Genomic DNA, 12343 nt, shown 5'->3' on the forward strand with positions numbered 1-12343 from the left:
TTACATCATCACAACGTCGAACTGCTCCTGGTTATAGAGCGGTTCAATTTGTACTTTTACCTGTTTGCCGACAAAAATTTCCACCTCCGCCAGCGCATGTGACTCTTCGCCTTTCAGCGCTTCAGCCACCGCAGGGGAAGCATAGACCAGAAAACGATCGGAGTCGTAGGCATGATGAACACGGACGATTTCACGCATAATTTCGTAGCAGACGGTCTCAACCGTCTTTACCGTTCCGCGTCCATGGCAGGTTGGGCATTCATTACACAGCACATGCTCCACGCTTTCACGGGTACGCTTACGGGTCATTTCCACCAGCCCCAGTTGTGAGAACCCGTTGATGCTGGTCTTCACGCGATCCTTACTCAGCGCCTGCTCAAGCGAGTGCAGCACGCGGCGGCGATGGTCTTCATTACTCATATCGATAAAGTCGATGATGATAATGCCGCCCAGATTACGCAGACGAAGCTGGCGCGCAATGGCCTGCGTGGCTTCGATGTTGGTGTTAAAGATGGTGTCATCCAGGTTGCGATGGCCGACAAACGCGCCGGTATTGATATCGACGGTGGTCATCGCCTCGGTCTGATCGATGATCAGGTACCCGCCGGATTTCAGCTCAACCTTACGCTCCAGCGCACGCTGGATCTCGTTTTCGACATCATACAGATCGAAGATCGGCTGACGCCCCGTGTAATGCTCCAGCAGGCCAGGCATCTCCGGAATGTACTCGGCGGTAAATTCCAGCAGCGCTTCGTAAGTCAGGCGAGAGTCCACGCGAATACGGTCAAGCTGCGCATCGGCAAAGTCACGCAGGACACGCTGAGCAAGGGCCAGCTCACCATAGAGCTGGCAGCGGGTCTGGTTGCGTTTTTTACGCTCCATCACTTTGGTCCAGACGCGCTTCAGGTAAGCCGCGTCAGACGCCAGGTCTTCTTCGCTGATCCCTTCCGCGGCGGTACGGATGATAAATCCGCCCTGTTCATCGCAGTACGCGCTGACCACTTTTTTAAGGCGCTCACGCTCGCTTTCGCTCTCGATACGCTGCGAAACGCCCACGTGCGACGCGCCAGGCATAAAGACCAGATAACGGGAAGGTAAGGTAATGTCGGTGGTCAGACGGGCGCCTTTGGTGCCGAGGGGATCTTTCACCACCTGCACCATCAGATCCTGTCCCTGACGCACCAGCTCAGAAATATCGCGCACGGCAAACTGCTTTTGCTCTTCGCCGGCGACGCACTCGGTGTGCGGCATAATATCGGAGGCATGTAAAAATGCCGCCTTATCCAGTCCAATATCTACAAAAGCCGCCTGCATACCCGGTAGTACACGACTGACACGACCTTTGTAGATATTGCCTACTATTCCGCGCCGCGCTTCACGCTCAATATGAATTTCCTGAAGAATGCCACCATCAATGTAGGCCACACGGGTTTCCGATGGCGTTACGTTTACCAACAATTCAGCCGTCATAATTATCCCTTCCCTCACGCAGTGAGTTAAAATTGCTCAGCAACTCATACGTTTCCACCAGCGGTAAGCCGACTACGGCGTGATAGCTGCCATTAATCTTCCTGACAAAACAGCCACCCAGCCCCTGAATACCGTATGCACCTGCCTTATCCATCGGTTCACCGCTGGCGATATAAGCGGCGATCTCGTCGTCGGTAAGTACTCTGAATGTCACATCCGTCACCACCAGGCAATCCAGCACGTGCTGACGGTCAGCCAGCGCGACCGCCGTCATCACCTGATGCGTTTGTCCGGACATTTTGCGCAGCATGCGCGCCGCATGATTGGCGTCGCAGGGTTTCTCAAGCACTTCACCGTTAAGGATAACGATGGTATCTGCTCCCAGCACGGGAAGATCGCGTGGCACACTGGCGACGCCAGCCTGCGCTTTCTCGCGCGCCAGGCGCGACACGTACTGTTGAGCACTTTCGCCCTCGGCACGTTTTTCTTCAATGCCGGTCACGATGCGTTCAAAAGATACCCCTAACTGCGTCAGGAGTTCCTGGCGGCGCGGGGAGCCGGAAGCGAGATACAAAGACGTCATAGAAACCTTTTATTGCACAGCAAACTGCTGGCGAACCTTACGCATCAGCAGGAACAGCCATGGCCAGAGCACACCGTTTACTACACTACTCCAGAACACTTCCGGTCGGAAAGAGACGTTGATCACTAAAAACTCTGCCCAGAAAACAACGATATCCGAAGCGAGCGACAATAACATCACGACCAGAGCCTGTTGCCAGAGCGCAAGGTTACGAAAGAGCTGGAATTTGAGTGCGACGAGGTACGCAATAATACTCATGGACAAGGCGCGCACACCAAGCGTAGAGCCGCTAATGAGATCCAGTATGGCACCCATCACAAAACCTGTGCCGACATTTACGCGATGCGGCAGGGCAAGGATCCAGTAAAGCAGAATGAGCAATACCCAGTTTGGCCGGAAAACGAGAATCTCATCCGGCCAGGGCATCACCTGCAGTAACAGTGCAATGAGAAACGAGAGCCAGATGACCCAGCGTCCCTGGCTACGATAACTTGCCACTACTGCCCTCCCGAAGAGAGTTTAGGCGGTGGCGGCGCATCCGGCAGCGGCTGCGTTAACCCTGTAGCCGGCGCTGGCACGGGCGCAGGCGGCCCCATGGAATCCGCAGGCGGGAGAACCTGCGGCATCATCTGCATCAGGCGTTCATTCGCTACACGATGCACCTCTTCAGGCGTCATCGGGTTAGCGCCATTCCGATCGGCACCCCACAACAGCAGCAGATAGCGCAGACGCTGTAAACCTGCGGTTGGACGCGCCTGGATCACGGTATAGGCCCGTTGCGTATCCAGCTTAACTGACGAGACCACCGCAACCGGATAGCCCTCAGGGAAGCGTCCACCCAGACCGGAGGTCACCAGTACGTCACCAACACGGATATCCGTGTTGGCAGGCAGGTGTTCCAGCTGCAGGTCATCCGTACAGCCGTTACCGGCCGCGATCACGCGAATGTCGTTACGCAGAACCTGGATCGGCAGCGCATGGGTAGCATCACAAATCAGCAGCACGCGGCTGGTCAGCTTGGCCACGGCGACCACCTGGCCCACCACGCCTTTATCACTGATAACAGGCTGGCCTTCATACACGCCGTTTACGCTCCCTTTGTCGATCACAACCTGATCGCTGTAAGGGTCGTTCACGGTGGAGATCACCTGCGTGACCATTTTCTGCTCATCCTGACGCAGCGGCGAGCCGAGGAGCTCACGCAGACGCGCGTTTTCCTGCTTGTATTGCCCCAGCATCAGCAGTTCGCTGTTTTTCAGCAGCAGTTCCTGGCGTAATGCCCGGTTTTCGAGTTCGAGTTGGTCACGCGAAGACAGCGTTTGTGAAACGGAGTCGAGGAGTTCACGGGGACCATTTGATACAAAGTAGAAAGGACTGACGGCGGTATCCATGTACGTTCTGATCTGGCTGAACGTACCGAGGCGGCTATCGGCAATAATGACCCCAAGCGCAACCAGAACCGCCAGAATAAGGCGAAACTGTAGCGATGGGCCACGGCTAAAAATTGGCTTCATAGGCTATGCGTATTCTCGCGTCAGAGAGAAAGGGTAGCAAATTGCTACCCTCTCAAACTCGACTACTCTTCGCTGAACAAATCGCCGCCGTGCATGTCGATCATTTCCAGCGCCTTGCCACCACCACGGGCGACGCAAGTCAGTGGATCTTCTGCAACTACGACAGGAATACCTGTCTCTTCCATTAACAGGCGGTCGAGGTTACGCAGCAGCGCACCACCACCGGTCAGAACCATACCGCGCTCGGAGATATCGGACGCCAGTTCTGGTGGGCACTGTTCCAGCGCAACCATTACTGCGCTCACGATGCCCGTCAGTGGTTCCTGCAGTGCTTCCAGAATTTCGTTGGAGTTCAGGGTAAAACCGCGTGGAACACCTTCAGCCAGGTTACGGCCACGCACTTCGATCTCACGCACTTCATCGCCCGGATACGCAGAGCCGATTTCGTGTTTGATACGCTCTGCGGTCGCTTCACCGATCAGAGAGCCGTAGTTACGGCGCACGTAATTAATGATGGCTTCATCGAAGCGGTCACCACCGATACGTACGGAAGAGGAGTAGACCACGCCGTTCAGAGAGATAACGGCCACTTCAGTGGTACCGCCACCGATATCCACCACCATCGAACCGGTGGCTTCAGAAACAGGCAGACCTGCACCGATTGCCGCCGCCATTGGCTCTTCAATCAGGAACACTTCACGTGCACCTGCACCCTGGGCAGATTCACGGATTGCGCGACGTTCTACCTGGGTTGCGCCAACCGGCACACATACCAGAACACGCGGGCTTGGACGCATGAAGCTGTTGCTGTGAACCTGCTTGATGAAGTGCTGAAGCATTTTTTCAGTCACGAAGAAGTCGGCGATAACGCCGTCTTTCATTGGGCGAATGGCGGCGATGTTGCCAGGGGTACGACCCAGCATCTGCTTCGCGTCATGACCCACTGCAGCGACGCTTTTCGGCGAGCCTGCACGATCCTGACGAATGGCCACAACAGAAGGCTCATTCAATACGATGCCTTGTCCTTTTACATAAATAAGGGTATTCGCGGTACCCAGGTCAATGGACAGGTCATTGGAAAACATGCCACGAAATTTTTTCAACATACTAAGGGATAATCCTGAAAGCTGGGGCGGAAAACAAAATCCGCTTACTTTACCAACCACACGCAGCAGCGACAAGGCGCAAAAATCATCTGCAACGGTGAAAATTTGTGCAGTACGTTTCCTGATGTTACAAATTCATCCCCTGACTCCCTCAGGGCTGAGTAAACAGTAGCGTTCCCCACTGACATTTGTAACCCGTTAAAGGTCGTTCACTGGCTATTTGCTCGACATACTCAAAGCTACAGGCGCGATATTCTACGTGAAAACAGCGTAAACGGCAGGTCAAACAGAGTATCTTTGCAAATATTTTTTCACGTTGGTGTCAAGCGGTTGAGAGGCAGCAAAAAAATCCCCCTGACCACCCATGACGCCGCGCTCTGTTAACATCTGCCATTCGCTTCTGGAGCGTACGCCCGTGGCAAAGACTTGTGTCCGCGTTCCCTTGCAAGCTTCAACCAGACTCTGTACCAGCAGCTGGTTTTCCGTTCGCTTCTCAATATTCCTTACCAGGCCTGGATGTAGCTTTAATAACTCCACATCCAGCTCCTTGATCCAGTTGGTACTCACCAGCGTTAAACCGGCCTGCGTCACCGCTATACGCGCGCCGAGCGCATTGATCAAACGTACCACCGGGCGTAACCGGCTGATGTGTTGACCAACATCCGCCTCTGCAAGTTCAAAAATAATGTGTTTGCGTTGCGATTTTTCGCATTGCATTAAGGTATCACGCAGCCAGCGCTGAAACCGCGGGCGTATTAACGACTCCACGGTGACCTGTAACGCCAGGTTTTCTTCAGGCCAGAACGATAAAAACGGAATCAGCCGGGTAATTTGCTGGCGGTCATACTCTTCAGAGAGGCCAAATTGCAGCACCATCGGCAGATATTCCGCTGAGATAACCTCTTCCGTACCGTCAAAAATACGACACATCAACTCGCGATGATGCACATTGCCATTTTTCATGACCGCGGGTTTTTGATAAATACGTGGTCCGCCGCGGCTAAGCATTTGCTCGATCAGCGTTCGCCAGCGCACGTTGCCGCGCCCTTTTTCCGGTAGCGAGTCATCATACACTGCCCATCCGTTCGCTCCCTGCAGCACGGCGTTGCGGGTGGCGGCTTCGGCATGTTCCATCACCTGTTCAGCCGATTGCCCACCGCGCCAGGCGCAGATCCCCATGTGCACCATATCGTCCCTGTCGAGCATTTTGCTCTGCGGTAGCGCATCCACCGCCTTCAGCAGCTGGCTGGCAATGCTTTCCGACTCCTTCAACGTGCGATGAGGCAGCAATACGGCAAAGTCGCTGCGGTGATAGCGGGCCAGTAACGCGCCCGGGTAGCGCATAATAAAGGTGGAGAGCAGGTTAATCAGCGTGAAGAGATTCTCTTCCGCGGCCCGCTGTCCCCAGGTGTCGCGCAGGAGATCGAAATCGGGCAGTCGAATCATCATTACCACCCCGTGTGTCCCTACCTTTTCTGAATCGTCGAGCAGCGTGGCGAGCTGATTATCAAAGAAAAGACGGTTGTTAAGGCCGGTTTTATTATCCTGGGCGGCATAAGAGCGGATCAGCGTGTCCATACGGCTACGCTGATCGCTGGCAAACTGGATTTCGGAGAGCAGCGTATCCAGCGCGCTGCTGGCGCGTGCAGGCCATTCATGGACCGAGCCCCTCACCTGCGGCCCGCGTTCACCATTGAGGATCCGTACCGAGCGGAGCTCCAGTAGCTCCTGCCCAGAGAGCTGGCGCCGCAGCCAGCGGACCGCGAGAAAGATCAGCATGACAATAAACACCACGGAGACGGTGAGCGGCGCAGTGGTCATCATGGAGCGGAAATAGCTGGCCATCGGATCGAGGTAGACCATGTGTATAGTCATCCCTGGATTTTTAAGGGAATGTACCGTCACTTCCCGGTACTGGCTCACTACGCCCGCAGGCCGATAACCTCCCTGCCGTTCATGGCTTAATACGCGATGCTTTCCCTGTTGAATGTCGATCTGCACAATATCGACAGGGACCATTAACTCATCAAGTTCACGGGACAGCACCGGTAACGACGTCGTCACCAGACGCGTATCAATCACCGATGCGACAGACTGTACCCGGTTGACCAGTTTGTCCTGAATGGCGTTATAAAAACTCAGAGAGCAACCCAGAAGGGTGACAAAAATGGTAAGTCCTGTCAGCAAGGTGATAAAAGCTGAGAACTTCGTCGTTAATCGCATCCTTGAGATTACTCCGTGGGTTGATGGGGTAGCGAGTAAGCGCTAACTTGCATTTCAAATGCGGCATACTACCAAATCGGGTGTATCTGGCAATTTATTGCGTTAAATCGGCATCGCGTTTCATTGAGCGAGTATAGTCTTCAGGACAAATTTTCCAATCATCAGAATAGTGAGGATCCTGTATGCAGGCTTTGATCTTAGAACAGCAGGACGGCAAAACCGTTGCTTCAGTGCAAGCCATTGAAGAGAGCCGACTGCCTGAAGGCGACGTCACTGTCGACATCGACTGGTCCAGTCTGAATTACAAGGATGCGCTGGCCATTACCGGCAAAGGTAAAATCATCCGAAATTTCCCGATGGTACCCGGGATTGATTTCGCGGGCCGGGTTCGCACCAGCGAAGATCCGCGCTTCCATACCGGCCAGCAGGTGCTGCTCACCGGGTGGGGCGTCGGTGAAAATCACTGGGGCGGGCTGGCCTCGCAGGCGCGGGTGAAGGGCGACTGGCTGGTACCGGTGCCGAAAGGTATGGATGGCCGTAAAGCGATGATCATCGGCACCGCAGGCTTTACCGCCATGCTGTGCGTGATGGCGCTGGAAGATGCCGGCATCCGCCCTGAGTCGGGTGAAATTGTCGTCACCGGCGCCAGCGGCGGCGTGGGCAGTACGGCCGTCACGCTGCTGCACACGCTGGGCTATCAGGTCGCAGCGGTTTCGGGTCGCGAAAGCACGCACGACTATCTGCGCCAGCTCGGTGCCAGCCGTATTCTTGGTCGCGACGAGTTTGCCGAAACCCGTCCACTGGAAAAACAGGTCTGGGCAGGGGCGGTGGATACCGTTGGTGATAAGGTGCTGGCAAAAGTGCTGGCACAAATGAACTACGGCGGCTGCGTTGCCGCCTGCGGGCTGGCGGGAGGCTTTGCCCTGCCAACCACCGTGATGCCTTTTATTCTGCGTAACGTACGCCTGCAGGGTGTCGATTCCGTTATGACGCCATCCGCCCGTCGTCAGGAAGCCTGGGAACGGCTGGTGCGCGATCTGCCAGAATCCTTCTATACCCAGAGCGCAACGGAAATCACGCTCGGCCAGGCGCCGGAGTATGCCAGCAAGATCATGGCAAATCAGTTCCACGGTCGCGCGCTGGTGAAAATCGCCTAATCTTCAAATTTTCGTGACATATTCGCGCGAATCTCTCTCCTCCGTCATGCTTAGAAAAACGCATGACGGAGGATGCCATGAAAAATCGAAAACTGACGGAAGCCGACGTAACGTCCGAATCTGTCTTTATGTTACAGCGCCGCCAGATCCTGAAAATGCTTGGCATCAGCGCCACCGCGCTCACCCTTTCCCCGGCGGCACACGCCGACCTGCTCGACTGGTTTAAAGGCAACGATCGGCCTAAGGCCCCTTCCGGTGCCCCGCTCACCTTTACGAAACCTGCCGAGTGGCAAAACAAACTGACGCTCACGCCGGAAGATAAAGTCACTGGCTACAATAACTTCTACGAATTTGGCCTCGACAAAGCCGATCCTGCCGCCAACGCTGGAAGCCTCAAAACCGATCCGTGGACGTTGAAGATTGATGGCGAAGTGGCCAAACCCCTGACCCTGGATCATCACGACCTCACCACCCGTTTCCCGTTAGAGGAGCGCATCTATCGTATGCGCTGTGTGGAAGCCTGGTCGATGGTGGTGCCCTGGGTCGGCTTCCCGCTGCATAAATTACTGGCAATGGTTGAGCCCACCAGCAACGCAAAATATGTCGCTTTCCAGACGCGTTACGCGCCGGATGAGATGCCAGGGCAGAAAGACCGGTTTATCGGTGGTGGACTGGACTATCCCTATGTAGAAGGATTACGTCTTGACGAAGCGATGCACCCTCTGACCCTGCTGACCGTCGGCGTTTATGGCAAAGCGCTTCCCCCGCAGAACGGCGCCCCTGTCCGTTTAACCGTGCCGTGGAAATATGGCTTCAAAGGAATTAAATCGATCGTCAGCATTAAGCTGACCCGCGAACGTCCGCCAACCACCTGGAACCTGGCCGCGCCGGACGAATACGGGTTCTTCGCGAATGTGAATCCGCATGTGGATCACCCGCGCTGGTCGCAGGCAACCGAGCGTTTTATCGGTTCCGGCGGTGCGCTGGACGTGAAGCGGCAGCCGACGCTGCTGTTTAACGGCTATGCCGATGAGGTGGCGTCTCTCTATCGTGGGCTGAACTTACGGGAGAATTTCTAAGTGCGTTTAACGGCAAAGCAGATTACCTGGCTGAAAGTGCTGCTGCACCTGGCCGGGTTACTTCCTTTTATCTGGCTATTCTGGGCCGCCAGCCAGGGCCTCTTTAGCGCCGACCCGGCCAAGGATATCCAGCATTTTACGGGTAGGATGGCGCTGAAATTTTTGCTGGCCACCTTGCTCGTGACGCCGCTGGCACGCTACGCTAAACAACCATTATTGATTCGCACCCGTCGGCTTTTGGGGCTATGGTGTTTTGCCTGGGCGACGCTGCACCTTACCAGCTATGCGCTGCTGGAACTGGGGATTAACAATCTGGCGCTGCTGGGCCGCGAGCTGGTGACACGTCCTTATCTGACGCTGGGTATTGTGAGCTGGGTGATTTTACTGGCGTTAGCGCTGACCTCCACGCAATACGCGCAGCGTAAACTGGGCAGGCGCTGGCAGTTGCTGCACAACTTCGTCTATCTTGTCGCGATCCTCGCCCCCATTCACTACCTGTGGTCAGTGAAGATCCTCTCGCCTCAGCCCGTTCTGTACGCACTGGCGGCCGCAGTGCTTTTAGCATGGCGTTACAAGAAGTTCCGCCAGTGGTTGCGATAGTTCGCGAAACTGTGCGTTTTCCCGCAGATTCCCCGTCAACCGCAAATCTTTTTCGGATAGCGGTTGATAATCTTCCCTGATAAGACCAGTATTTAGCTGCCAAATGCTACGAAATCGTTATAATGTGCGACTTTGGTTTCCCTGACGGAGTTTTCGGACTCTGATTAGGTGACAATCGCGCGTTGAAGGTATATTTTGTTTTTTACCCGAGATTCGCAGGAGATAGCGGCACAATGGCTGATAAATTCCAGATCTTAGTTTTGAACGGACCGAACCTCAACATGCTCGGCACCCGCGAGCCAGAGAAGTACGGAACGCTGACATTGAGTGAAATTGTTAACCGTCTGGGTACGGAAGCAGCGTCACTGAATGTGGATTTGGACCATTTTCAGTCAAATGCGGAGTACGCACTCATCGACCGTATTCATCAGGCTAAAGACAATGTGGACTATATCCTGATCAATCCGGCCGCGTTTACGCACACCAGTGTTGCTATCCGCGACGCACTGCTGGCGGTGAGTATCCCGTTTATCGAGATCCATCTCAGTAACGTGCACGCCCGAGAGCCGTTCCGCCACCATTCGTATCTGTCGGATATCGCCGCTGGCGTTATCTGCGGACTGGGCGCTGACGGTTATTCATACGCTTTACAGACAGCGGTAAAACGCTTGTCACAATCACACTAAACAAGAGTACGGAACCCACTCATGGATATTCGTAAGATTAAAAAACTGATCGAGCTGGTTGAAGAATCAGGCATCTCCGAACTGGAAATTTCTGAAGGCGAAGAGTCTGTACGCATCAGCCGTGCAGCCCCGGCCGCTAGCTTCCCGGTAATGCAGCAGGCTTATGCTGCGCCAGTGCAGCAGCCTGCGCTCTCCGCAGCCGTTGCGCCAGCAGCAACTGAAGCCGCACCTGCCGCTGCAGCAGAAATCAGTGGTCACATCGTACGTTCCCCAATGGTTGGTACTTTCTACCGCACCCCGAGCCCGGACGCGAAGGCGTTCATCGAAGTGGGTCAGAAAGTCAACGTAGGCGATACCCTGTGCATCGTTGAAGCGATGAAAATGATGAACCAGATCGAAGCAGACAAATCAGGTACTGTGAAAGCGATTCTGGTCGAAAGTGGTCAGCCGGTTGAATTTGACGAGCCGCTGGTCGTCATCGAGTAACGAGGCGAACATGCTGGATAAAATTGTTATCGCCAACCGCGGCGAGATCGCACTGCGTATTCTTCGTGCCTGTAAAGAGCTGGGCATCAAGACCGTCGCTGTGCACTCAAGCGCGGACCGCGATTTAAAACACGTATTGCTGGCGGATGAGACGGTCTGTATTGGCCCGGCTCCGTCCGTAAAAAGCTATCTGAACATCCCGGCTATCATCAGCGCCGCTGAAATCACCGGCGCGGTGGCAATTCATCCGGGTTACGGCTTCCTCTCTGAGAATGCCAACTTTGCTGAGCAGGTTGAACGCTCTGGCTTTATCTTCATCGGTCCGAAAGCTGACACCATCCGCCTGATGGGCGACAAAGTGTCCGCGATCACCGCGATGAAGAAAGCCGGTGTTCCAACTGTACCAGGCTCTGACGGCCCTCTGACCGACGACATGGATGCTAACCGTGCTCATGCGAAACGCATTGGCTACCCGGTTATCATCAAGGCGTCCGGCGGCGGCGGCGGTCGCGGTATGCGCGTTGTGCGCAGCGATGCTGAACTGGCGCAGTCCATCTCCATGACCAAAGCTGAAGCGAAAGCCGCGTTCAGCAATGACATGGTGTACATGGAAAAATACCTGGAAAACCCACGCCACATCGAAATTCAGGTGCTGGCAGACGGTCAGGGTAACGCTATCTATCTGGCAGAACGTGACTGCTCCATGCAGCGTCGTCACCAGAAAGTGGTTGAAGAAGCACCTGCACCGGGCATCACCCCGGAACTGCGTCGCTACATCGGCGAGCGTTGCGCCAAAGCGTGTGTCGATATCGGCTATCGCGGAGCGGGTACCTTCGAGTTCCTGTTCGAAAACGGCGAGTTCTACTTCATTGAGATGAACACCCGTATTCAGGTTGAACACCCGGTTACCGAAATGATCACCGGCGTTGACCTGATCAAAGAGCAGCTGCGTATTGCTGCCGGCCAGCCGCTGTCCATCAAGCAGGAAGAAGTTGTGGTGAAAGGCCATGCGGTCGAGTGCCGTATCAACGCCGAAGACCCGAACACCTTCCTGCCAAGCCCGGGTAAAATCACGCGTTTCCACGCGCCGGGTGGCTTTGGTGTGCGTTGGGAGTCTCATATCTACGCCGGTTACACTGTACCGCCGTACTATGACTCGATGATCGGCAAGCTTATCTGCTACGGTGAAAACCGTGACGTGGCGATTGCCCGCATGAAGAACGCCCTGCAGGAACTGATCATCGACGGTATCAAGACCAACGTTGATCTGCAGATGCGTATCATGAGCGATGAGCACTTCCAGAATGGTGGTACCAACATCCACTATCTGGAGAAAAAACTCGGTCTGAACGAGAAGTAATAAAGCAGCGTTGCAAAAAGGCCGGATTTCCGGCCTTTTTTATTTCTGGGGCCAGGAAAGCCTCATCATGTACAATCCC

12 protein-coding genes are annotated in these 12343 nt (G+C 54.9%); 6 read left to right on the plus strand and 6 right to left on the minus strand.

Translation table 11 applies throughout. The features are described from left to right. The 6 genes from rng to csrD all read right to left on the minus strand — a co-directional run bounded on the left by rng (window position 1) and on the right by csrD (window position 6896). A complete protein-coding gene (rng, locus tag SP99_RS19910; RefSeq protein ID WP_025756660.1) occupies window positions 1-1470 on the minus strand; it encodes a ribonuclease G in 1470 nt (489 codons plus the stop codon). Further along, the gene (locus SP99_RS19915; RefSeq protein WP_047959558.1) at window positions 1460-2053 is read right to left on the minus strand and encodes a Maf family protein; all 594 of its coding nucleotides are present in this window, start codon (window positions 2051-2053) and stop codon (window positions 1460-1462) included. Before SP99_RS19915 ends, rng begins: the two co-directional genes overlap by 11 nt. A 9-nt stretch (window positions 2054-2062) precedes the next feature. Further along, a complete protein-coding gene (gene mreD / locus SP99_RS19920) occupies window positions 2063-2551 on the minus strand; it encodes a rod shape-determining protein MreD (RefSeq protein WP_047959559.1) in 489 nt (162 codons plus the stop codon). Continuing rightward, window positions 2551-3567, minus strand: coding sequence for a rod shape-determining protein MreC (mreC, locus tag SP99_RS19925; protein WP_023309400.1), 1017 nt, complete (start codon window positions 3565-3567; stop codon window positions 2551-2553). Before mreC ends, mreD begins: the two co-directional genes overlap by 1 nt. 62 nt (window positions 3568-3629) lie before the next feature. Beyond that, window positions 3630-4673, minus strand: a complete 1044-nt coding sequence (gene mreB, locus SP99_RS19930; RefSeq protein ID WP_000913396.1) for a rod shape-determining protein MreB — start codon at window positions 4671-4673, stop codon at window positions 3630-3632. Between the two features lie 282 nt (window positions 4674-4955). After that, complete coding sequence (gene csrD, locus SP99_RS19935) at window positions 4956-6896, minus strand: RNase E specificity factor CsrD (protein ID WP_047959560.1); 1941 nt, start codon at window positions 6894-6896, stop codon at window positions 4956-4958. A 182-nt stretch (window positions 6897-7078) separates the two neighbouring features. Here csrD and acuI point away from each other — a divergent pair, with 182 nt between their 5' ends. The 6 genes from acuI to accC all read left to right on the plus strand — a co-directional run bounded on the left by acuI (window position 7079) and on the right by accC (window position 12264). Beyond that, a complete protein-coding gene (gene acuI / locus SP99_RS19940) occupies window positions 7079-8053 on the plus strand; it encodes an acrylyl-CoA reductase (NADPH) (protein WP_047959561.1) in 975 nt (324 codons plus the stop codon). A 77-nt stretch (window positions 8054-8130) separates the two neighbouring features. Then, the gene (gene msrP / locus SP99_RS19945; RefSeq protein ID WP_025756655.1) at window positions 8131-9132 is read left to right on the plus strand and encodes a protein-methionine-sulfoxide reductase catalytic subunit MsrP; all 1002 of its coding nucleotides are present in this window, start codon (window positions 8131-8133) and stop codon (window positions 9130-9132) included. Then, window positions 9133-9732: a protein-methionine-sulfoxide reductase heme-binding subunit MsrQ gene (gene msrQ, locus SP99_RS19950; protein ID WP_025756654.1), complete on the plus strand. Its 600-nt coding sequence runs from the start codon at window positions 9133-9135 to the stop codon at window positions 9730-9732. A gap of 233 nt (window positions 9733-9965) precedes the next feature. After that, on the plus strand, window positions 9966-10418 hold the full coding sequence (gene aroQ / locus SP99_RS19955; protein ID WP_025756653.1) for a type II 3-dehydroquinate dehydratase: 453 nt from the start codon (window positions 9966-9968) through the stop codon (window positions 10416-10418). 21 nt (window positions 10419-10439) lie between these two features. Further along, entirely contained in the window at window positions 10440-10904 is a 465-nt protein-coding gene (gene accB, locus SP99_RS19960; protein WP_013098992.1) for an acetyl-CoA carboxylase biotin carboxyl carrier protein, read from the plus strand. 10 nt (window positions 10905-10914) lie between these two features. Beyond that, window positions 10915-12264 (plus strand): acetyl-CoA carboxylase biotin carboxylase subunit, encoded by a 1350-nt coding sequence (gene accC / locus SP99_RS19965; protein ID WP_003860388.1) that lies wholly within the window; start codon window positions 10915-10917, stop codon window positions 12262-12264. Window positions 12265-12343: the final 79 nt, after the last annotated feature.

The organism is Enterobacter sp. BIDMC92, from assembly GCF_001030225.1.
Classification (GTDB): domain Bacteria; phylum Pseudomonadota; class Gammaproteobacteria; order Enterobacterales; family Enterobacteriaceae; genus Enterobacter; species Enterobacter sichuanensis.

Excerpts from the sequence above, each read along its gene's own strand:
- rng (WP_025756660.1), bottom strand. The coding sequence starts at position 1,470 with ATGACGGCTGAATTGTTGGTAAACGTAACGCCATCGGAAACCCGTGTG.
- SP99_RS19915 (WP_047959558.1), bottom strand. The coding sequence starts at position 2,053 with ATGACGTCTTTGTATCTCGCTTCCGGCTCCCCGCGCCGCCAGGAACTC.
- mreC (WP_023309400.1), bottom strand. The coding sequence starts at position 3,567 with ATGAAGCCAATTTTTAGCCGTGGCCCATCGCTACAGTTTCGCCTTATT.
- mreB (WP_000913396.1), bottom strand. The coding sequence starts at position 4,673 with ATGTTGAAAAAATTTCGTGGCATGTTTTCCAATGACCTGTCCATTGAC.
- csrD (WP_047959560.1), bottom strand. The coding sequence starts at position 6,896 with ATGCGATTAACGACGAAGTTCTCAGCTTTTATCACCTTGCTGACAGGA.
- acuI (WP_047959561.1), top strand. The coding sequence starts at position 7,079 with ATGCAGGCTTTGATCTTAGAACAGCAGGACGGCAAAACCGTTGCTTCA.
- msrP (WP_025756655.1), top strand. The coding sequence starts at position 8,131 with ATGAAAAATCGAAAACTGACGGAAGCCGACGTAACGTCCGAATCTGTC.
- aroQ (WP_025756653.1), top strand. The coding sequence starts at position 9,966 with ATGGCTGATAAATTCCAGATCTTAGTTTTGAACGGACCGAACCTCAAC.
- accB (WP_013098992.1), top strand. The coding sequence starts at position 10,440 with ATGGATATTCGTAAGATTAAAAAACTGATCGAGCTGGTTGAAGAATCA.
- accC (WP_003860388.1), top strand. The coding sequence starts at position 10,915 with ATGCTGGATAAAATTGTTATCGCCAACCGCGGCGAGATCGCACTGCGT.